General features: G+C 69.5%; 18 protein-coding genes. 13 read left to right on the top strand and 5 right to left on the bottom strand.

The features are described 5' to 3' along the window. Positions 1–24: 24 nt before the first annotated feature. The 10 genes from ACZ4UU_RS09200 to ACZ4UU_RS09155 all read left to right on the top strand — a co-directional run bounded on the left by ACZ4UU_RS09200 (position 25) and on the right by ACZ4UU_RS09155 (position 8,755). Positions 25–954 carry a Rossmann-like and DUF2520 domain-containing protein gene (locus ACZ4UU_RS09200; protein ID WP_468037992.1) on the top strand — a complete coding sequence of 310 codons (930 nt, stop codon included), beginning with the start codon at positions 25–27 and terminating at the stop codon, positions 952–954. After that, on the top strand, positions 951–1,943 hold the full coding sequence (gene panC / locus ACZ4UU_RS09195; RefSeq protein WP_468037990.1) for a pantoate--beta-alanine ligase: 993 nt from the start codon (positions 951–953) through the stop codon (positions 1,941–1,943). The genes ACZ4UU_RS09200 and panC overlap by 4 nt, the downstream gene beginning before the upstream one ends. Before the next feature lie 11 nt (positions 1,944–1,954). Beyond that, entirely contained in the window at positions 1,955–3,709 is a 1,755-nt protein-coding gene (locus tag ACZ4UU_RS09190; protein WP_468039156.1) for an L-aspartate oxidase, read from the top strand. 5 nt (positions 3,710–3,714) lie between these two features. After that, entirely contained in the window at positions 3,715–4,686 is a 972-nt protein-coding gene (gene nadC, locus ACZ4UU_RS09185) for a carboxylating nicotinate-nucleotide diphosphorylase (protein WP_468037988.1), read from the top strand. An 8-nt stretch (positions 4,687–4,694) separates the two neighbouring features. After that, a complete protein-coding gene (locus tag ACZ4UU_RS09180) occupies positions 4,695–5,492 on the top strand; it encodes a type III pantothenate kinase (protein ID WP_217207191.1) in 798 nt (265 codons plus the stop codon). Positions 5,493–5,852: 360 nt separating this feature from the next. Next, on the top strand, positions 5,853–6,530 hold the full coding sequence (locus tag ACZ4UU_RS09175) for a hypothetical protein (RefSeq protein ID WP_468039155.1): 678 nt from the start codon (positions 5,853–5,855) through the stop codon (positions 6,528–6,530). 20 nt (positions 6,531–6,550) lie between these two features. Then, positions 6,551–6,730, top strand: coding sequence for a hypothetical protein (locus ACZ4UU_RS09170; RefSeq protein ID WP_468037986.1), 180 nt, complete (start codon positions 6,551–6,553; stop codon positions 6,728–6,730). A 199-nt stretch (positions 6,731–6,929) separates the two neighbouring features. Beyond that, positions 6,930–7,538, top strand: a complete 609-nt coding sequence (locus ACZ4UU_RS09165) for a BlaI/MecI/CopY family transcriptional regulator (RefSeq protein ID WP_468039154.1) — start codon at positions 6,930–6,932, stop codon at positions 7,536–7,538. A 9-nt stretch (positions 7,539–7,547) separates the two neighbouring features. Beyond that, positions 7,548–8,111, top strand: coding sequence for an amino-acid N-acetyltransferase (locus ACZ4UU_RS09160; protein WP_468037984.1), 564 nt, complete (start codon positions 7,548–7,550; stop codon positions 8,109–8,111). Between the two features lie 308 nt (positions 8,112–8,419). Next, on the top strand, positions 8,420–8,755 hold the full coding sequence (locus tag ACZ4UU_RS09155) for a histone-like nucleoid-structuring protein Lsr2 (RefSeq protein WP_062725607.1): 336 nt from the start codon (positions 8,420–8,422) through the stop codon (positions 8,753–8,755). Between the two features lies 1 nt (position 8,756). Here the strand turns inward: ACZ4UU_RS09155 and ACZ4UU_RS09150 are convergent, their stop codons facing one another. Next, entirely contained in the window at positions 8,757–9,467 is a 711-nt protein-coding gene (locus tag ACZ4UU_RS09150) for an SCO3374 family protein (RefSeq protein ID WP_468037981.1), read from the bottom strand. Between the two features lie 430 nt (positions 9,468–9,897). On the opposite strand from ACZ4UU_RS09150, the gene ACZ4UU_RS09145 reads away from it, so the two are divergent. After that, positions 9,898–12,426 (top strand): ATP-dependent Clp protease ATP-binding subunit, encoded by a 2,529-nt coding sequence (locus ACZ4UU_RS09145; protein ID WP_062725611.1) that lies wholly within the window; start codon positions 9,898–9,900, stop codon positions 12,424–12,426. Positions 12,427–12,486: 60 nt separating this feature from the next. On the opposite strand, the gene ACZ4UU_RS09140 is transcribed toward ACZ4UU_RS09145, so the two are convergent. The 3 genes from ACZ4UU_RS09140 to ACZ4UU_RS09130 all read right to left on the bottom strand — a co-directional run bounded on the left by ACZ4UU_RS09140 (position 12,487) and on the right by ACZ4UU_RS09130 (position 16,913). Then, a complete protein-coding gene (locus ACZ4UU_RS09140) occupies positions 12,487–15,807 on the bottom strand; it encodes an NACHT domain-containing protein (protein WP_468037978.1) in 3,321 nt (1,106 codons plus the stop codon). Beyond that, complete coding sequence (locus ACZ4UU_RS09135) at positions 15,807–16,157, bottom strand: trypco2 family protein (protein WP_468037976.1); 351 nt, start codon at positions 16,155–16,157, stop codon at positions 15,807–15,809. The genes ACZ4UU_RS09140 and ACZ4UU_RS09135 overlap by 1 nt, the downstream gene beginning before the upstream one ends. 105 nt (positions 16,158–16,262) lie before the next feature. Continuing rightward, the gene (locus ACZ4UU_RS09130) at positions 16,263–16,913 is read right to left on the bottom strand and encodes an HAD family acid phosphatase (RefSeq protein WP_468037974.1); all 651 of its coding nucleotides are present in this window, start codon (positions 16,911–16,913) and stop codon (positions 16,263–16,265) included. A gap of 506 nt (positions 16,914–17,419) precedes the next feature. On the opposite strand from ACZ4UU_RS09130, the gene ACZ4UU_RS09125 reads away from it, so the two are divergent. Beyond that, positions 17,420–18,025, top strand: coding sequence for a M23 family metallopeptidase (locus tag ACZ4UU_RS09125; protein WP_468039152.1), 606 nt, complete (start codon positions 17,420–17,422; stop codon positions 18,023–18,025). Positions 18,026–18,038: 13 nt separating this feature from the next. Here ACZ4UU_RS09125 and ACZ4UU_RS09120 read toward each other — a convergent pair whose 3' ends face one another. Then, complete coding sequence (locus ACZ4UU_RS09120) at positions 18,039–18,626, bottom strand: TetR/AcrR family transcriptional regulator (protein WP_468037972.1); 588 nt, start codon at positions 18,624–18,626, stop codon at positions 18,039–18,041. Between the two features lie 139 nt (positions 18,627–18,765). Between ACZ4UU_RS09120 and ACZ4UU_RS09115 the strand changes: the two genes are divergently transcribed. Beyond that, positions 18,766–20,352, top strand: coding sequence for an MDR family MFS transporter (locus tag ACZ4UU_RS09115; protein ID WP_468037970.1), 1,587 nt, complete (start codon positions 18,766–18,768; stop codon positions 20,350–20,352).

Below are 20,352 nucleotides of genomic sequence, written 5' to 3'. Positions count from 1 at the left end.
CTGGAACGGGAAGGCCGCCGTCGAGTGAGTACAAGCCAACAGCCAGACCCCAGGGACCGCCCCGCACGCCTCACCGTCGGCGTCGTCGGCGCCGGCCGCGTGGGCCCCGCGCTCGCCGCGTCCCTCCAGCTCGCCGGGCACCGTCCGGTGGCCGTCTCCGGGGTTTCCGAGACCTCCCGGCGGCGAGCCGCGCAGATGCTCCCCGACGTGCCGCTCGTGCCGCCCGCCGAAGTCCTCGCGCGCGCGGAACTGGTGCTGCTGACCGTCCCCGACGACGCCCTGCCGGGGCTGGTCGAGGGCCTCGCCGACACCGGGGCCGTCCGGCCGGGGCAGCTCCTGGTGCACACCTCCGGGCGCTACGGCACCAAGGTGCTCGATCCGGCCCTGCGCGCGGGCGCCCTGCCGCTGGCCCTGCACCCGGCGATGACCTTCACCGGCACCCCCGTGGACGTCCAGCGCCTGGCCGGCTGCTCCTTCGGGGTCACCGCGCCCGACGAGCTGCGACTGGCCGCCGAGGCCCTCGTCATCGAGATGGGCGGCGAACCGGAATGGGTCGCCGAGGACATGCGCCCGCTCTACCACGCGGCGCTCGCGCTGGGCGCCAACCACCTGGTCACGCTCGTCGCCCAGTCCATGGAGCTGCTGCGCGAGGCGGGCGTCACGGCCCCCGACCGCATGCTCGGCCCGCTGCTCGGCGCCGCCCTCGACAACGCTCTGCGCTCCGGTGACGCCGCCCTGACCGGCCCCGTCGCGCGCGGGGACGCGGGCACCGTCGCCGCGCACGTGACCGAGCTGCGCAGGCACGCCCCGCAGACCGTCGCGGGCTACCTCGCGATGGCCCGCGCTACCGCCGACCGGGCGCTCGCCCACGGGCTGCTGAAGCCGGAGCTCGCCGAGGACCTCCTCGGGGTACTCGCCCATGGATCCGACGGCGCCGAGGGAGGGGCCCGATGACGACCACCCTGCTGCGCACCGCCGACGAACTGCACGCACGCACGCGTACCGGCCGCCGTGCCGTGGTGATGACCATGGGCGCCCTGCACGAGGGCCACGCCACCCTGATCCGCACCGCGCGCACCATCGCCGGACCGGAGGGCGAGGTCGTCGTCACCGTCTTCGTGAACCCCTTGCAGTTCGGCAAGGGCGAGGACCTCGACCGCTACCCGCGCACCCTGGAGGCCGACCTCAAGATCGCCGAACAGGCGGGCGCGGACACCGTGTTCGCCCCCTCGGTCGACGAGGTCTACCCGGGCGGCGAGCCCCAGGTCCGTATCAGCGCCGGCCCCATGGGTGAGCGCCTGGAAGGCGGCTCCCGCCCCGGCCACTTCGACGGCATGCTCACCGTCGTCGCCAAGCTGCTCCACCTCACCCGCCCCGACGTCGCCCTGTACGGACAGAAGGACGCCCAGCAGCTCGCCCTGATCCGCCGCATGGTGCGCGACCTGAACTTCGGCGTCGAGATCGTGGGCGTCCCGACCGTGCGCGAGGAGGACGGCCTCGCACTGTCCAGCCGCAACCGCTACCTCGCGCCCAAGGAGCGGCGCACGGCACTCGCCCTGTCCCAGTCCCTGTTCGCCGGCCGCGACCGGCACGCGGCACAGGAGGCACTGCGCGCGCGGGCCCGCGAAGTGCCCGCCACGCGTGCGCGTGCCGAGGCGCTCAGCGCCATAGGGGAGTCCCGCGCGGCCGCCGACGCGCACGCCGTCGCCAAGGCCGTGCCCGGCTCCCCGGCGGCCGTTCGCGCCGCCGCCCGCCTGGTCCTCGACGAGGCCGCCCGCCTCGACCCGCCGCTCGAACTGGACTACCTCGCGCTGGTCGACCCGTCCGACTTCACCGAGATCGACGACGGCTTCACCGGCGAGGCCGTCCTCGCCGTCGCCGCCCGGGTCGGGAAGACCCGGCTGATCGACAACCTCCCCCTCACCTTCGGAGCCGCCTCGTGACCAGCACAGGCATACGCCCGCCCGTCGCCCGCCACCACCCTCAAACGAGAGCGCTTCGCGCTCGCCCCCGTTTGCACGCGCCCGCGCCCGGGTGGTCAATCTCCGCGGACGTCGTGGTCGTCGGTTCCGGCGTCGCGGGCCTCACCGCGGCCCTGCGCTGCGAGGCCGCGGGCCTGACGACGGTCGTCGTCACCAAGGCCCGTCTCGACGACGGCTCCACCCGCTGGGCCCAGGGGGGCATCGCCGCGGCCCTCGGTGAGGGCGACACCCCCGAGCAGCACCTCGACGACACCCTGGTGGCGGGCGCGGGGCTGTGTGACGAGGACGCGGTCCGCATCCTCGTCACCGAGGGCCCCGACGCGGTACGCCGCCTCATCGAGACCGGCGCCCACTTCGACGAGTCCGAGGAAGGCGGCCTGGAACTCACCCGCGAGGGCGGCCACCACCGCCGCCGTATCGCCCACGCGGGCGGCGACGCGACCGGCGCGGAGATCTCCCGCGCCCTTGTCGAGGCGGTACGCGCGCGTGGGCTGCGCACGATCGAGAACGCGCTCGTCCTCGACCTCCTGACGGACGCCGAGGGCCGTACCGCGGGCGTCACCCTGCACGTCATGGGCGAGGGCCAGCACGACGGCGTAGGAGCGGTCCACGCCCCTGCCGTGGTCCTGGCGACCGGCGGCATGGGCCAGGTCTTCTCGGCGACGACGAACCCGTCCGTGTCCACGGGCGACGGGGTGGCCCTCGCGCTCCGCGCGGGCGCCGAGGTCAGCGATCTCGAATTCGTCCAGTTCCACCCCACCGTCCTGTTCCTCGGCGCGGACGCGGAGGGCCAGCAGCCCCTGGTCTCCGAGGCGGTGCGCGGCGAAGGCGCCCACCTGGTCGACGCCGACGGCGTCCGCTTCATGCTCGGCCAACACGAACTCGCCGAACTCGCCCCCCGGGACATCGTCGCCAAGGGCATCATGCGCCGCATGCAGGAGCGGGACGCGGAGCACATGTTCCTCGACGCCCGCCACTTCGGCGCCGACATGTGGGAGCACCGCTTCCCGACGATCCTGGCCGCCTGCCGCGCCAACGGCATCGACCCGGTCACCGCCCCCATCCCGATCGCTCCGGCCGCCCACTACGCCTCCGGCGGCGTCCGCACCGACTCCCACGGCCGTACGACCGTCCCCGGGCTGTACGCGTGCGGAGAGGTCGCCTGCACGGGCGTGCACGGCGCCAACCGCCTGGCCTCCAACTCGCTCCTCGAAGGCCTGGTCTACGCCGAGCGCATCGTGGCCGACATCGCGGCCGCCCGCGCGGCCAACGGCCTCCACGCACGCGTGCCGCACCCGGTGCCGTACCCCGAGACCCCCGAGCACCCCTTGCTCGCCCCCGAGGCCCGTTTCACGATCCAGCGGATCATGGCCAACGGCGCCGGGGTCCTGCGCTCCGCGACCTCCCTCGCCCAGGCCGCCGACCAGCTCCAGAAGCTGCACACCGAGGCCCGGGACGCCCTCACCGAGAACGGCAAGACGGCCGAGCCCGGCGTCGACACCTGGGAGGCCACCAACCTCCTGTGCGTGGCCCGGGTCCTGGTCACCGCGGCACAGCTCCGCGAGGAGACGCGAGGCTGCCACTGGCGCGAGGACGAACCCGACCGCGACGACGCGACCTGGCGGCGCCACATCGTCGTACGCCTGAACCCCGACCGCACACTGGCCGTGCACACCACCGAAACCGCAGACTTCCCCCCGACCCGGCAGCCACAGCAGGAGCAGTGACAGAAGTGACCACCCCCGACCTTCCCCTCGCCTCGAGCGGCGGCTGCGGCGACGACTGCGCCTGCGGTGCCGACGAGGAGTACCTGGAGTGCGGGCTCGACCCCGCGCTCGCCCAGCTCCTGGCCGACGCCGGTCTCGACCCGGTCGAGGTCGAGGACATCGCCAACGTGGCCATCCAGGAGGACCTCGCCCACGGCGTGGACGTCACGACCGTCGCCACGATCCCGGAGGAGTCGACCGCGACCGCCGACTTCGTCGCGCGCGAGGCGGGCGTCGTGGCGGGCCTCAGGGTCGCCGAAGCGGTCGTCTCGATCGTCTGCGAGGACGAGTTCGAGGTGGAGCGCCACGTGGAGGACGGCGACAAGGTGGAGGCGGGCCAGAAGCTCCTCTCCGTCACCACCCGCACCCGTGACCTCCTGACCGCGGAACGCAGCGCCCTGAACATCCTCTGCCGCCTCTCCGGCATCGCGACGGCCACGCGCGCGTGGGCGGACGTACTCGACGGCACCGGGGCGAGGGTCCGCGACACCCGCAAGACGACGCCGGGCCTGCGCTCCCTGGAGAAGTACGCGGTGCGCTGCGGAGGCGGTGTGAACCACCGCATGTCCCTGTCCGACGCGGCCCTGGTGAAGGACAACCACGTGGTGGCCGCCGGCGGCGTCGCGGCGGCCTTCGAGGCGGTCCGCGAAGCCTTCCCCGACCTCTCCATCGAGGTCGAGGTGGACACCCTCCACCAGCTCCGCGAGGTGGTGGACGCGGGCGCGGACCTGATCCTCCTGGACAACTTCACGCCGGGCGAGTGCGAGGAGGCGGTGGCGATCGTGCACGGCCGGGCAGCCCTGGAGGCGTCGGGCCGCCTGACCCTCACGAACGCCAAGGCGTACGCCGACACAGGCGTCGACTACCTCGCCGTCGGTGCCCTCACCCACTCCTCGCCGATCCTGGACATCGGCCTGGACCTGCGAGCGGCGGAGTAGGAACGGGCATGCTCCTCACGATCGACGTAGGCAACACGCACACCGTCCTCGGCCTGTTCGACGGCGAGGACATCGTCGAGCACTGGCGCATCTCCACGGATGCCCGCCGCACCGCCGACGAGCTCGCGGTCCTCCTCCAGGGCCTGATGGGTATGCATCCGCTCCTCGGCGACGAACTCGGCGACGGCATCGACGGAATCGCCATCTGCGCGACCGTCCCCTCGGTCCTCCACGAACTCCGCGAGGTCACCCGCCGCTACTACGGTGACGTCCCCGCGGTGCTCGTGGAGCCCGGGGTGAAGACGGGCGTACCGATCCTCACCGACAACCCCAAGGAGGTCGGCGCCGACCGCATCATCAACGCGGTGGCGGCCGTCGACCTCTACGGCGGTCCGGCGATCGTCGTCGACTTCGGTACGGCGACGACGTTCGACGCGGTGAGCGCGCGCGGCGAGTACATCGGCGGTGTCATCGCCCCCGGTATCGAGATCTCCGTCGAGGCTCTCGGCGTCCGTGGCGCCCAACTCCGCAAGATCGAGGTGGCCCGTCCTCGCAGCGTCATCGGCAAGAACACGGTCGAGGCCATGCAGTCCGGCATCATCTACGGCTTCGCCGGCCAGGTCGACGGCGTGGTCAACCGCATGGCCCGCGAGCTGGCCGACGATCCCGACGAGGTCACGGTCATCGCGACGGGTGGTCTGGCCCCCATGGTCCTCGGCGAATCCTCCGTCATCGACGAGCACGAGCCGTGGCTGACCCTGATCGGCCTGCGCCTCGTCTACGAACGCAACGTCTCCCGAATGTGACCTCGCCCCCGCCGCCCCTGCCCGTCCCACCCCCAGGGACTCCGCCCCTTCGACCCCACCGGGGCTGCCGCCCCAGGCCCCGCTGTCGGCCCTGAAGGGGCCTCGTCCTCAAACGCCGGACGGGCTGGAGGGCGTGCGGCGCTGGATCGCGTACCCCGCGAACCGGCGGTCGCCCACGGCCCCGACCCACCACCCCACCGAACCGCGCTACGCGAACCCCACCCAACATCAGCAGGCCGCCGCAGGCATCCCGCCTCCACCCGAGTGGCACCCCACGCCACACCCACCCCCCTATGCCGCGTTTGTCTGATTAGCGCGTATCGTCACCGCATGCCCACGCCCTACGGATCCCGCGGCGGCATGGCGTTCGGCGCGGAGGAGCTGCGTGTGCTCCGCCGCGCTCTCGCCCTCGCCCTCAACCCCAGCCCCGCCTCCCCCGAGGAGGTCCAGGCCTGTCTCCGCCTCGCCGAGTCCCTCGACGAGGCGATGCGCGAGGGCGCCCGGCTGCGTGCCTTCCTGGTGGCCGACCTCGCCCGCTACCGCGCCGCCCTCCCCGGCACCGCGGCCGGCTACCTCGCCCTCCTCGAGGAGGCCCTCGGCGCCGGCTACCACCCCCACTCCGCCGACCTCACCGCCCTCCGCGCCCTGCGCGGCAACCCCACCGCGGCCACCCTCCTCCAGGACGTACGAGCCCGCCTCGCGCCCGGCGCCCCCAGCGCCGCCCGCCCGGCCATCCCCGCGTCCCGTACGCACCTCCTGGCCCTCCCCGGCGGCCTCTCCGAGCCGACCGCCACCCCCCACCCCCCGGTCGACCTCCCTGCCCAGGCCGCGGGCGGCCAGGACCCCGCCAAGCAGCCCCGCAAGAAGCCCGCCGAACGCCCGGCCGCCCCCAAGCCCTCCCCGGCCCCAGGGCCAGGCCCGGGTACCCAGCCCGCCCCCAAACCGCCCCGCCCCATCCCCACCCCCGGCGAGGTCTTCCCCCGCCGCAAACCGACCCCACCCTCCGAAACCCCGCCCCAGCAGCTGGCCGCAGGCTGAGCCCTGGCTACTCTGGACGCATGGACTACGTCTCCGCACTCCTCCCCCCGGTCGTCATGGCCGTGTTCTTCATCGGTGTGATCAGGGTGATCGTGAAGACGCAGGGCGGAGCCAACAAGGCCAAGGAGGACGCGGTCGTGGACGCCGCCCTCGCGCGCGTGGAGGCCCCCCGTCAGGCCTCCCCGACCCCGGACGCCTAGACCGGCGCGCCCAGACCGGGACGCCCAGACCCAGGCGCCCGAACCCGGCGTACGACTCAAGCCGCAACGCTTTCCGAGTCGTACGCCCTTTTTGTTCCTGTTTTCTGGAGAAAGTGCCCGTCCGGCACGCCAACACCCAGATCTCCCACTATTGTGCTGAGTTGTGCCTCGCCCATTGGGAGAACTCGAAGACGCGGTCATGACGCGGGTGTGGAAGTGGAACCGCCCGGTGACCGTTCGAGAAGTCCTGGAAGATCTCCAGCAGGAACGGTCCATCGCGTACACCACGGTGATGACCGTTTTGGACAATCTCCATCAGAAGGGCTGGGTACGCCGCGAAGCGGAAGGCCGGGCCTATCGATATGAGGCGGTCTCCACCCGAGCCGCCTACGCCGCGGCCCTGATGAACGACGCCTGGTCCCAGAGCGACAACCCCGCAGCGGCACTCGTCGCCTTCTTCGGCATGATGAGCGACGAACAGCGCAACGCCCTGCGGGACGCCGTACGCATCGTCCAGGGCCCCGAAACACCCGAGCCCACGGAACCGCCCGATACACGAGGCGTTACGAGTACGGATACGAGCGGTACCGATACGAGCAGCGCAGATACCGCCAGGCCGGATACTGGCAGGCCGGATACCGCCAGGCCGGATACCGGCAGCGCAGATACGGGCAGGCCGGATACGCGCGGCGCCGATACCGGGCCCGATACGGCCACCGCGCATACCCGCGCCGATACCGCCCCGGATACCCGTCCCGATACCGCCCATGAGAACCCCGCCTCGGCGCAGGAGCCCGACGGGCGATAGCGTCCGCTCATGTCAGCAGAGAGTCACTCGGCCGAGAGCCCCGCGGCGGAGAGCCCGGAAGTCACCGCTAAAGCCATCACCGTCCGGCGGGCCCGTACCGGCGATGTCGCCGCGGTGCGTCGTCTCCTTGACGAGTACGTCCGGCGTCGCATCCTGCTCGACAAAGCCACGGTGACGCTTTACGAGGACATCCAGGAGTTCTGGATCGCGGAACGGGACGACAACGGCGAGGTCGTCGGCTGCGGCGCCCTGCACGTGATGTGGGAAGACCTGGCGGAAGTCCGCACTCTCGCGGTGAAGCCAGGCCTGAAGGGCGCCGGCGTCGGTCATCAGTTGCTGGAGAAGTTGCTGCACACCGCGCGCTGGCTCGGCGTTCGACGGGTTTTCTGTCTGACCTTCGAAGTGGACTTCTTCGGCAAGCACGGCTTCGTCGAGATCGGCGAGACACCGGTGGACACCGATGTCTACGCGGAGCTGCTGCGTTCCTATGACGAGGGCGTCGCGGAGTTCCTCGGTCTCGAACGAGTGAAACCGAACACCTTGGGCAACAGCCGCATGCTTCTGCATCTGTGATCGCCGAGGTTCCTCGACGTTCCGCAACGTCCGCAAGCTTCACCACCCCTTCGCCAAGGGTTCCGGAAGCTTCGTCAAGCTTCCGGAAGGCGTATTCCGCCCGGGCCGCCCGTGCCCAGGTGCCCTATGTCCGAAACGCGTATGTTTCCGGACCGCACTCGGCCTGTGGGTCTCTCCCGGGGGTTTGTGTTTTTCCAGCAAAAGCGGTTTGCTTTCCGACGTACTGCAGTACTGCATATAACAGGGGACGGCGAAACGGCGGACGCCGCAGACCCCCGGCCCTCAAGTTATCGATGAAAGGAAATCCGGTGGCACAGAAGGTTCAGGTCCTTCTTGTCGACGACCTCGACGGCGGCGAGGCGGACGAGACCGTGACGTTCGCGCTGGACGGCAAGACGTACGAGATCGATCTCACGACTGCCAATGCGGACAAGCTCCGCGGCCTTCTCGACCCTTACGTGAAGGGTGGCCGTCGTACCGGAGGTCGCGCTTCGGGTGGGCGTGGAAAGGCGCGCGCCGCTTCCGGTGGCAGCCAGGACACCGCGCAGATCCGCGCGTGGGCCAAGGAGAACGGTTACGAGGTCAACGACCGCGGCCGCGTCCCGGCGACCATTCGCGAGGCGTACGAGAAGGCCAACGCCTGATCTACGGACAGGCCGACGGCTGGGCGCACGCACGTCGCAGCCACAGTCGGTGGCACCGCGTTGCCACCGTGTCCAGAACCCGCACGAGATCGGGGGCGCCCCCACCGCCCCCCAGGGCCGACAGCGTCGGCAGCGAGGCCTCGACCTCGCCCCCAGGCTCGGGGGGTCGCAGCCACACGGCGGCCCCCTGTACTGAAGCGGACCGGTCCAGGGGGAGCGGCCGCACCCCGCGGGGCCCCGGCAGGCCGGCCCGCCACTGCCGTACGGCCCCCCTCGGCGCCTGGTCGACAGGACGCCGTAAGGCCGACAGCGGCCGTTGCTCGGGTGGCAGGGGCGCGTCCATGAGATCGCCCTCGCCGAGCGCCGTCAGGTCCAGGGGCAGTGCGCCCCACTCCAGCCAGTCCAGCACCCCCGGAACCTCCTGCGCGCTGCCCGCTGCCAGGAGCAGCCGCATCCGGTCGCCCTGGACCGCCACCGGCGACCGCGCCGTCAGATGCCGCAGTGCCGCGAGGCCCGCCTCGGTCGGGACGTCCAGGACGTCGAAACACGGGCCCACGTGAAGCAGCGGCGGCGATCCGGGTGCACCGGGCACCACCGGCCAGCCCAGTTCGTTCTCGTACCACCGGCGGACCTGATCGCTCGGATCGAGCGGCGGACGGGGGAGGGGGATCGTGGCGGAGTCCGTGAGAGTCGCGGGGCGCGTGCCAGCCATGCCAAGTGAAACCACCGAAAAGGCGTACGGGTTACGCTGGGTGTTCTGGCGTATGCGCAGAGTATTGAAAGCGGGGGCGCGCGGGGGTGTGGGGTGGCGCAAGGTTGTTCGCCCGTAGCGGAGGGAACCGGGGGGCGCGGCATGGAGTGTCAGTCCCAGCGGGTAAGACATCCCTAGTGGGAGGGGGCGACACGCAGGACAGTGGGTCTCACGTTCGCCATCGGCGTACTGATGGTGAGGGTAACCACCTGGCCTGCGGGAACATCGTCTCGCACCATCGGGTTGGAGCAGATGTCGGCGTCACGGGTCAGGAGGCCATCGACGGTGTCGGCAGTTGGAATGAGCGGTCCCCGCTTGCGGGACTAAGCTGCGGAAGGACAGGGAGGGGAAGTTCCCCCCACTGCCTGACCGCTCTGAGGAGCGATTAACGATGTTCGAGAGGTTCACCGACCGCGCGCGGCGGGTTGTCGTCCTGGCTCAGGAAGAAGCCCGGATGCTCAACCACAACTACATCGGCACCGAGCACATCCTCCTGGGCCTGATCCACGAGGGTGAGGGTGTCGCCGCCAAGGCCCTTGAGAGCCTCGGGATTTCGCTCGAGGCGGTCCGCCAGCAGGTGGAGGAGATCATCGGGCAGGGGCAGCAGGCCCCGTCCGGGCACATCCCCTTCACCCCCCGTGCCAAGAAGGTCCTGGAGCTGTCGCTCCGCGAGGCCCTTCAGCTGGGCCACAACTACATCGGCACGGAGCACATCCTGCTCGGCCTGATCCGTGAGGGCGAGGGCGTCGCCGCCCAGGTCCTGGTCAAGCTGGGCGCAGATCTCAACCGGGTGCGGCAGCAGGTCATCCAGCTGCTCTCCGGCTACCAGGGCAAGGAGACCGCCACCGCCGGCGGGCCTGCCGAGGGCACCCCCTCGACGTCCCTGGTCCTCGACCAGTTCGGCCGGAACCTCACCCAGGCCGCTCGTGAGTCCAAGCTCGACCCGGTCATCGGGCGCGAGAAGGAGATCGAGCGGGTCATGCAGGTGCTGTCCCGCCGTACCAAGAACAACCCGGTCCTGATCGGTGAGCCCGGCGTCGGCAAGACCGCCGTCGTCGAGGGCCTCGCCCAGGCCATCGTCAAGGGCGAGGTGCCCGAGACCCTCAAGGACAAGCACCTCTACACCCTGGACCTCGGCGCGCTGGTCGCCGGCTCCCGCTACCGCGGTGACTTCGAGGAGCGCCTGAAGAAGGTGCTCAAGGAGATCCGCACCCGCGGCGACATCATCCTGTTCATCGACGAGCTTCACACGCTGGTCGGTGCGGGTGCCGCCGAGGGCGCCATCGACGCGGCCTCGATCCTGAAGCCGATGCTGGCCCGCGGTGAGCTGCAGACCATCGGTGCGACCACGCTGGACGAGTACCGCAAGCACCTGGAGAAGGACGCGGCCCTCGAGCGCCGCTTCCAGCCCATCCAGGTCGCCGAGCCGTCCCTGCCGCACACGATCGAGATCCTCAAGGGTCTGCGTGACCGGTACGAGGCCCACCACCGCGTCTCCATCACCGACGAGGCGCTGGTCCAGGCCGCCACCCTGGCCGACCGGTACATCTCGGACCGCTTCCTGCCGGACAAGGCGATCGACCTGATCGACGAGGCCGGTTCCCGGATGCGCATCCGCCGGATGACCGCGCCGCCGGACCTGCGCGAGTTCGACGAGAAGATCGCCGGCGTGCGCCGCGACAAGGAGTCCGCGATCGACTCGCAGGACTTCGAGAAGGCCGCCTCCCTGCGCGACAAGGAGAAGCAGCTCCTGGCCGCCAAGGCCAAGCGGGAGAAGGAGTGGAAGGCCGGCGACATGGACGTCGTCGCCGAGGTCGACGGCGAGCTGATCGCCGAGGTCCTCGCCACGGCCACCGGCATCCCGGTCTTCAAGCTGACCGAGGAGGAGTCCAGCCGCCTGCTGCGCATGGAGGACGAGCTCCACAAGCGGGTCATCGGCCAGAACGACGCCGTCAAGGCGCTGTCGAAGGCGATCCGCCGTACGCGTGCCGGTCTGAAGGACCCGAAGCGTCCGGGTGGTTCGTTCATCTTCGCCGGCCCGTCCGGTGTCGGTAAGACCGAGCTGTCCAAGGCGCTCGCCGAGTTCCTCTTCGGCGACGAGGACGCGCTGATCTCCCTCGACATGTCGGAGTTCAGCGAGAAGCACACGGTCTCGCGTCTCTTCGGTTCGCCCCCCGGCTACGTGGGCTACGAAGAGGGCGGCCAGCTGACCGAGAAGGTCCGCCGCAAGCCGTTCTCCGTCGTCCTCTTCGACGAGGTGGAGAAGGCCCACCCGGACATCTTCAACTCGCTGCTGCAGATCCTGGAGGACGGTCGCCTGACCGACTCCCAGGGCCGGGTCGTGGACTTCAAGAACACGGTCATCATCATGACGACCAACCTCGGCACCCGGGACATCTCCAAGGGCTTCAACCTGGGCTTCGCGGCCTCGGGTGACACGAAGACCAACTACGAGCGCATGAAGAACAAGGTGTCGGACGAGCTCAAGCAGCACTTCCGTCCCGAGTTCCTCAACCGCGTCGACGACGTGGTCGTCTTCCCGCAGCTGACCCAGGACGACATCCTGCGGATCGTCGACCTGATGATCGGCAAGGTGGACGAGCGCCTGAAGGACCGGGACATGGGCATCGAGCTCTCCCAGTCCGCCAAGGAGCTGCTGTCCAAGAAGGGTTACGACCCCGTGCTGGGCGCCCGGCCGCTGCGCCGGACCATCCAGCGCGAGATCGAGGACTCCCTGTCGGAGAAGATCCTCTTCGGCGAGCTGCGCCCCGGTCACATCGTGGTCGTGGACACCGAGGGCGAGGGCGAGACCAAGACCTTCACCTTCCGCGGTGAGGAGAAGGCGGCCCTGCCGGACGTCCCGCCGATCGAGCAGGCGGCCGGTCCTTCGGGCGGTCCGAACCTGAGCAAGGACGCGTAGGCGTCAACAGCTGAAGGGGCCGGTGCTTTCGAGTACCGGCCCCTTTCGCCATGTCCAACGCTATGAGAGCTCCTCCGGTTGCACCTGTCGGCCGTTGACCACGATCGACAGCCCGGCATGGTGGCGCAACGGGGTCAGATCGAGGGCGGTGTCCTCTGCGTACTCCAGGGCGAGGAAGGTGAGGTTGGGGAACACCCGCGCGAGATCCCTCGTGGATCCGCCCCGGCTCACTTCCCGCAGCGTTAGGCTGCGGATCGTCGGCAGGGGTTCGAGCTCGCGGGGGCGGCGTCGTAGCCGTCCGTCCTTGTCGACGGCCGGCGGCACGATCTGGCGGGGCAGGTGGAGTGAGGTGATGGAGAACTCCAGACTGCTCAGCGACGGGGCCCGCGAGGCCGCGAGCAGGAGGGAATGCGCGTGGCAGTCGCCGTGGACGGCCAGTTCGCGCAGGGCCGGCCACTGGGACAGGTCGTTGATCATCATCTTCGTCGGACTGCTCACCTGGAGCCGCTCGACGGTCGGGTGCCCTGAGGGCAGCGGGATGCTGCTGTCGAACAGCGTCCCGTCCAGGGACAGATCGGTCAGCCGGTCGAGTCGCTGGAGAGAGCCCAGTTCGGACTTCTCGATCTCGTTGAGCTCCAGGCGGAGTGAGGTGAGAGGCAGCCCTTCCAGCGCTGAGAAACTCCGGACCCTGGGGCAGAGAGTAAGGGCCAAGGCGGTCAGCCCGGACAGCTTGCGAGCGAAGGAAAGGTCGCCGAGCAGGGAGTTGCCGATCAGCGTCAGGGCATGAATGCCTTGCTCAGGCAGCAGCTTTGCCAGATCCGTGCCGCTGATGGGCATGTCGATCATCACGTGGCCGAGCGGAACGCAGTACCGCAGCGCCGCAGCCTCCGCCCGGTTGACCACGATGATCTGGGCGTCGTGCAGCGGCACATGCGAGAGGACCTCACGCGCGTACTCCTCGGCTGGATGACGAGGCCAGGCGGTGAGGAGAACTCCGCGGACGTCGCGGGACGGGTGCCCGGCGAAGCGCCGTAGCAGCGGCAGGGATGCAAGGCCGCCTACGTCCCGGATCACCTGGACGACCGCCCTCGCCTCCCGGTCGGTGAGCCCCTCCGGACCCGGGACCAGGGAAAGGACGTAGGAGCCCAGAGACGTCAGCTTGGCGGCAGCGGTGTCGTCGGGCGGTGGTATCAGCGCCCGGATGCGGTCCGCGATCTGCTCCCGTATCTCCTCCTCCAGTACCACCGCGCTGAGAGCGCACCGCGCGGCGAGCACGTGGATGTCGCCACGGGTGCGGAGATCCGCGCACTGGTCGCCCTTGGCGATCATCGCCTCGATCAGCCTGCGCACCTCGCCCCGGTGGCAGTGGCCCACGGCCAGCAGGATGATGTCCTGCCACTCCTCGTCGGTCGCGTGGCTCAGCAGTTCCCCCAGACCATCGCTCTCCTGGAGCTCCTTCGCCGCCAGATAGTCCTGGAAGGTGCGGTGGATGAACTGGATGGCCGTGTCGTTGCGTTCCTGCAGCAGACCACTGCGGTTGAGGAGATGGGTCAGCACGGCCTCGGCGGAGCCCTGACGGTGCACCTGGGGCATGCCCCGCATGGCCAGCTCTATCTGATGCCGTGCCTGTTCGTGGTTGAACTCCGCGTAGCCGCTGCGGGCCAGCCAGGCCGCGATCCGCTGGAGTAACTGCTGGTGCTCCTCGACCCCCAGGGTGATGCCCTCGGGCGCCGCCACCCGGCGCAGGATGTCCCTGCTGCCCAGCAGCATGGTCAGCGCCGCGTTGTACAGCGACCAGCGAGTCTCGGGCAGAAAGCCGCGGCGGCGGCGGTGCAACGCACAGACCACGGCGGCCAGCAGCGGAGTACGGGACAGGTTCAGCAGGGTCGGATTGTGGCCCAGTTCCCGTTCCAGGGCCAGTTCCAGGGCATGGAGGTTCTCGTCCTCGGCGGCGGCCCGATGCGGGTCGCGGAAGCCCGCGCACTCCAGGCGGGCGGCGGCATGCCAGGCCTTCGAGAAGGCCAGGACGTCCTCGTCCCGCATGGGCAGCAGCCGTAACTCCTCGAAGTTCTCGGCGGCGAGCCAGTCGGCGGCCACTGCCAGGGGCCGTACGGTGACCAGGCAGCGGTTGTGCGGATACATCGCCAGGAGATCGGCGAGGCGGTGGCGGGCCTCCTCCCGGTCCGCGGGCGGCACCTCGTCCATGCCGTCGATCAGGAGCAGAGCCCGCCCGGCCTCCAGGACGCGTCGGGCCCAGCCCTCGGGGATCTCGTCGATCTGCAGCTCGGCGACCGCGGCCAGCTCGTGTGGCTTGGGGAAGGCCATCGTCCGGGCGAGCAGGCTGCGCATGGGGATGACGAAGGGCACCAGGCCGTTCAGCTCGGCGAGTTCGTGGTCGAGGGCACCACAGGCGGCGTGGGAGGCGAGCCACCACACCAGCGTGGTCTTGCCCGCGCCGGCCTCCCCGCGCAGTACCGCCCGCGGCCGGTCGGCGAGCAGGTCGTTGATCCGGCGGGGTGCTGAGACGGTCTTGGACACCGGTGCGTCGTCCCTCGCCTCCGAGACGGACAGGGCCTCCAGACTCAGATACGCGGTGTCGAGGTCCCAGTTGGTCTCGGTCGTGCCCAGTTCGTCGATCCCGAAGATCTCGATCTTGCGGTACCGGGTCTTCAGAGCCCGTGCGTAGTGCCGCTCGAACCTTTCGTCCGCAAGGTGATGACCGCATACGACGTTCTCGAGCACCGGGGGCACATGGCCCGGCTCGGCACCCATCACATGCTGGGGGAAGCCATGCGCCTCCAGAATGCGCTGTACCGGGACCGCTTCGATGCGGCGATGGTCCCGGCCCTCCGGCACCTGGGTGACCACACCGATCAGCACGGAGCCGGCGAACACCGGGGCACCGGACAGTCCCGCGAACGGTGATTCGCCCGGCCTCGGGGCGGCGACCGGGGCCCGGTCGAACTCGCAGACCAGCATCGATCTGAGCCGTCCCGCCATCGGCAGGACCGTGCCGGTGAGCTGGTCGTACTCCAACTGGCCGTCCGGACCGTAGCGTTGGACGGCGGGGAACCCGACGACCTGGCAGCCGGGGAGCGGATCGGGCGACCCGACGACCCCCCACCGCAGCCTGGCCAGTGCCCACCGCTCCGGATCCACCAGCTCCTCGCCGGTGAGCAGGAGAGCCACGTCGCTCTCCTCGTCCTGCCACACCGCCCGGCTGGGCAGGGGCTGTTCGCTCTCGGGGTGGACCGTGCGGATCCACTCCTTGTCGCGCAGCACGTGGGCGCTGGTCAGTACCAGCCGGGGCGACAGCATGATTCCGCTGCCCTGCGATCCGGCCAGCACGACCACGGATCGCTCGACCGCCGAGCGCAGCATCACCGCGACGCGGGGGTGCCCCGGCCGAAGGCCCGGACGCTTCCCTCGGTCTCGTTGCCGACCTTCAGAGGAGCGCCGGTGCGGGCGTCCTGGGCGCGCAAAGTGAAGGAGACCTTGTGGGTACGGCTGTCGGTCCTCGCGCCGTCCGCGCCCGCGTCGACCACCCAGGCCTTCACTCTCGCGCCCACCTTGACCTCCTTACGGATCTCCACCGTGAACTCCATCTGGATGTCGCCGAGCTCGAAGACGACGTCCTGTCCCGCGGAGCGCCGGGTCGCGGTCAGCAGTTCGTCGCGGATGGTCTGTACGGCGTCCGCGAGTTCGATGCGTGACTCGTCCGCAGCGCTCATGGATCCTCTTCCTGCCGGAATGCGTGATGGGGCCGGTACCCGAAGGTACCGGCCCCACGACGTGCGCGTACACGCTCTGCCCGAAGCGGATCCAGCGCTCGTGGATCAGGACAACTGGCCCTCGTAGTCCGGGAGTTTGTATGTCTTCTCGGCGTGGCCGCCCGACAGGTCGGTGGCGCTGTTGCCGATGTTCGCGATGATCGTGTAGCCCTTGTTCTCGATGGCGACACGCTGGGCCGTCTTGTAGTCGGCGACGTTCTTGAACAGGTCGAGGAAGTTGCGCACGTGCAGGCCGGAGACCTGGTAGCCGGCGTGCTTGAGGTTGTAGTCGGTCACCGAGTAGATGATCCCGGGGCGGGCGGTGACGAAGAACAGGGAGACGCCGTGCTCCTGGGCGTACTTGGCGACCTCCAGGACGGGGCCGTTGGCCGGCTGCGGGTAGCTGAAGCCGAAGTCCGTCTCCAGGGTGGTGTTGTCGATGTCGAAGACGATCGCCTGCTTCTCTCCCGGCGCGGTGTCGGCGATCCGCTGCTTCAGATAGGGCAGCGCCTGGTCCATGACCGCCTGGCAGTCCTTCTGCCAGGTGTCGTAGTCGACATCCGCCGAGGACGCCGTGGCGGCCGTGGTGGTGGCGGTGGAGGTGCTCGTCGCGCTGGCGGTCGTCGCGGCCTCGGCGGGAACCGCGAGGGCCACGAGGGCGGCTGCGGAGACGGTGCCGACCGCTATCCGGCGCGCCCAGGGGCGGCGAAGAGTCATGTGGGGTCCTCTCACGTCACGGTGCGCTGTGTTGTTGTCGCGTGCATGTTCGTGGGTGGGGATGGCGTGAGGGGAAAGATAGGGTTACTGGGCGGTAAGTCGCTAGAGGCGTGCGTCACATGACGTCGTTGAACTTGCCGCGGGGGGCGCTGCGGGAGCCGCGTTCGGCGGCGTAGCGCCCGTCACATTCCGGGGTCCCGCGATTGCACTCAGCGGTGACATGCCGCACAGGCGATTTGTCCGTTACTAGTGGGAATAGTGGAAACGGCCGCCGGGAGAAAACGGACTTTTTACGCCGAAGTCGTCCGTAGGTTTCGGTATCCGTACTGGTTCGTCCGGAATGGCTGCCCTGTCAAGATGCAGCGATTTTTATGGGGGAGTACTAGCTTCCGTCGTAGATAGAGGGTTTTGGTCAGCGGCGGGGTCGGGGTTACCAAGGGATGGCCATCCGGCGAATGCCTGTGCGTCGGGTGGTTCCCTCTGTCGTCTTCCCCATGAGGTTTCGCATGTCCCCGCGCTTCTCCTTCCGTTCGTCCCGTACGTCCACCTTCCGCACCCGTGCCGCTGTGCTGGCCGCCGGCCTGGGGGCCTCGGTCGTGCTGGGCGCCGGAGGCGCGGTCGCCGCCGAGATGACCTCCGCCCCCGGTGCCGCCACCGCCGTGCAGGCGCAGAGCGCCGCCGCGAAGAAGGCCGCGTCCTGGGTCAGCCCGGTGAAGAAGTACACGAAGTCCGCCAGCTTCGCGCAGGCCGGCGGCATGTGGCAGTCCACCCACAGCGGTCAGGACTTCGCCGTCCCGAGCGGCACCGACGTCATGGCCGCGCACGGCGGCACGGTCGTCAAGGCCGGTGGCAACGGCGCCGGTGACGGCCCCGCGTACGGCAACGCCATCGTCATCAAGCACGGCAACGGCACGTACTCCCAGTACGCCCACCTGTCGCGCATCGACGTGAAGATCGGCCAGGTCGTCAAGACCGGCCAGCACATAGCCCGCTCCGGCAACACCGGTAACTCCAGCGGCCCGCACCTGCACTTCGAGATCCGTAAGACCGCCAACTACGGCTCCGCCATCGACCCGGTGGCCTTCCTGCGGGCCAAGGGTCTGAAGATCTGAGACCCGGAGTCGGTCAGGCGCCCTTGTGCGCCTGGGTGATCAGATCGATGGCGACCTCGAGGACGGCCTTGCGCTTCTCCTCGGGGTCGCCTTCGACGTCCTTCATCACGAACATCCCGGCGTGCATCGTGAACAGGGCGCTGATGCAGCGCACCTGGTCGACCAGGTCGGCGTCGGGGTCGATGACGATGTCGCGCATGCCGATCATGCGGTTCTTGAACATCTCGCCGATGCTCAGTTCGCGAACGGTCGCCTGGTTCTCCTGCATGAACCGGAACAGTGGTTCCGCATCGATCAGGGCCTGGTGGTAACGCCGTACGATCTCCTGCTTGGTCTCCAGGGAGTGCGGCTGGCGCCTGCCCCACTCGATCAGGTCCTCGATCGGCTGCGTCAGATCCTCGAAGAGGCTGACGATGATCTCTTCCTTGGTCTTGAAGTGGTAGTACAGGGCCGCTTTCGTGACGTCCAGGCGCTCGGCGATCTCGCGCAGGGAGGTCTTCTCGTAGCCCTGCTCGGCGAAGAGTTCGAGGGCTACGTCCTGGATGCGCTGGCGGGTGTTCCCGCGGCGCCGCTGCTTGGTGCCGTCCATGGTGCCGCCCATCCTCGTACCTCTTGACTTTCCACAAAACTTACTTGACGCCCGGCTAGTTACGCATCTACCTTCCCTGAGTGTAGACAACTAGCCGGGCGGCAAGTAAGTGCGAGTAAGTGGCCGGGGAGCGGCCGGGGGAGTGGGAACGATGGCGGAGACAAAGACAGTTGGACCGGGGGCCGAAGAGCCCGGCGGCGCGAAACAGCCGAAGAACGTACGGGTCGTCCTGCTCGCGCTGATGGTCACGATGATGCTCGCCATGCTCGACAACATGATCGTGGGCACCGCGATGCCGACGATCGTGGGTGAGCTGGGCGGCCTGGAGCATCTGTCGTGGGTCGTGACGGCCTACACCCTGGCTACCGCCGCCTCCACTCCGCTGTGGGGCAAGCTCGGTGACATGTACGGCCGCAAGGGCGTCTTCATGGCGTCCATCGTGCTGTTCCTGATCGGGTCCGCGCTCAGTGGCATGGCGCAGGACATGGGGCAGCTGATCGCGTTCCGGGCCGTGCAGGGGCTGGGCGCCGGCGGTCTGATGGTCGGCGTCATGGCGATCATCGGCGATCTGATTCCGCCGCGGGAGCGCGGCAAGTACCAGGGCATGATGGCCGGCGTGATGGCGCTCGCGATGATCGCCGGGCCGCTGGTCGGTGGCACCATCACCGACCACTGGGGCTGGCGCTGGGCGTTCTACATCAACCTGCCGCTCGGTGTCGTGGCGCTCGCCGCGATCAGTGTCGTACTGCATCTGCCGAAGAAGCGGGCGCAGGCGCGGATCGACTATCTCGGTGCGGCGCTGCTGACCGTGGGCATCACCGCGATCGTGCTGGTCACCACCTGGGGCGGTACGGAGTACGCGTGGACCTCCGCGCGGATCATGGAGCTCATCGGGATCGGGGTCGCGGCGCTCGTCGGGTTCGTGTTCTGGCAGACCAAGGCGGCGGAGCCGGTGGTGCCGCTGCACATCTTCCGCAGCCGGAACTTCACGCTGATGTCCGTGATCGGGTTCATCACCGGGTTCGTGATGTTCGGGGCGACGCTGTTCCTGCCGCTGTACCAGCAGTCGGTGCAGGGTGCCTCCGCCACGAACTCCGGACTGCTGTTGCTGCCGATGCTCGGGGCGATGCTCGTCACCTCGATGGTCGCGGGCCGGGTGACCACGAACACCGGGCGGTACAAGGCGTTCCCCGTCGTCGGCAGTGTGCTGATGGTCGTCGGGCTGTATCTGCTGTCGTTGATGGACACCGACACGAGCCGGTTCACCTCCGGGGTGTACATGGCCGTGGTCGGGTTCGGCATGGGCTGTCTGATGCAGATCACCATGCTGGTCGCGCAGAACAGTGTCGAGATGAAGGACATGGGGGTCGCGTCGTCGTCCACCACGCTCTTCCGTACGCTCGGGTCCTCGTTCGGGGTCGCGATCATGGGGGCGTTGTTCAACAGCCGGGTGCAGGACGTCATGGCCGAGCGGGGCGGTGAGCTGGGGGCGAAGGTGACCGAGCAGTCGGCGCAGGTGGACGCGGCGGGGTTGGCGCAGTTGCCGGCGGCTGTGCGGGAGGCGTATCAGCATGCGGTGTCCGCGGGGACGCATTCGGCGTTTCTGTTGGGGGCTGCGGTGGCTGTGGTGGCGTTGGTCGCGGCTGTGTTCGTGAAGGAGGTGCCGCTGAGGGGGGCGGGACCCAAGGGGGACGATGCCGGGGTCGCGGCCAAGGTCTCGGTGGTGGAGGCCGTCTGA

The sequence above is a fragment of the Streptomyces sp. NPDC028907 genome (assembly GCF_055564995.1).
The sequence above is the reverse complement of the archived record's forward strand: the minus strand, read 5'-3'. Positions and strand labels throughout refer to the sequence as shown.

Excerpts from the sequence above, each read along its gene's own strand:
- panC (WP_468037990.1), top strand. The coding sequence starts at position 951 with ATGACGACCACCCTGCTGCGCACCGCCGACGAACTGCACGCACGCACG.
- ACZ4UU_RS09180 (WP_217207191.1), top strand. The coding sequence starts at position 4,695 with ATGCTCCTCACGATCGACGTAGGCAACACGCACACCGTCCTCGGCCTG.
- ACZ4UU_RS09175 (WP_468039155.1), top strand. The coding sequence starts at position 5,853 with ATGGCGTTCGGCGCGGAGGAGCTGCGTGTGCTCCGCCGCGCTCTCGCC.
- ACZ4UU_RS09170 (WP_468037986.1), top strand. The coding sequence starts at position 6,551 with ATGGACTACGTCTCCGCACTCCTCCCCCCGGTCGTCATGGCCGTGTTC.
- ACZ4UU_RS09165 (WP_468039154.1), top strand. The coding sequence starts at position 6,930 with ATGACGCGGGTGTGGAAGTGGAACCGCCCGGTGACCGTTCGAGAAGTC.
- ACZ4UU_RS09160 (WP_468037984.1), top strand. The coding sequence starts at position 7,548 with ATGTCAGCAGAGAGTCACTCGGCCGAGAGCCCCGCGGCGGAGAGCCCG.
- ACZ4UU_RS09150 (WP_468037981.1), bottom strand. The coding sequence starts at position 9,467 with ATGGCTGGCACGCGCCCCGCGACTCTCACGGACTCCGCCACGATCCCC.
- ACZ4UU_RS09145 (WP_062725611.1), top strand. The coding sequence starts at position 9,898 with ATGTTCGAGAGGTTCACCGACCGCGCGCGGCGGGTTGTCGTCCTGGCT.
- ACZ4UU_RS09140 (WP_468037978.1), bottom strand. The coding sequence starts at position 15,807 with ATGCTGCGCTCGGCGGTCGAGCGATCCGTGGTCGTGCTGGCCGGATCG.
- ACZ4UU_RS09135 (WP_468037976.1), bottom strand. The coding sequence starts at position 16,157 with ATGAGCGCTGCGGACGAGTCACGCATCGAACTCGCGGACGCCGTACAG.
- ACZ4UU_RS09130 (WP_468037974.1), bottom strand. The coding sequence starts at position 16,913 with ATGACTCTTCGCCGCCCCTGGGCGCGCCGGATAGCGGTCGGCACCGTC.
- ACZ4UU_RS09125 (WP_468039152.1), top strand. The coding sequence starts at position 17,420 with ATGTCCCCGCGCTTCTCCTTCCGTTCGTCCCGTACGTCCACCTTCCGC.
- ACZ4UU_RS09120 (WP_468037972.1), bottom strand. The coding sequence starts at position 18,626 with ATGGGCGGCACCATGGACGGCACCAAGCAGCGGCGCCGCGGGAACACC.
- ACZ4UU_RS09115 (WP_468037970.1), top strand. The coding sequence starts at position 18,766 with ATGGCGGAGACAAAGACAGTTGGACCGGGGGCCGAAGAGCCCGGCGGC.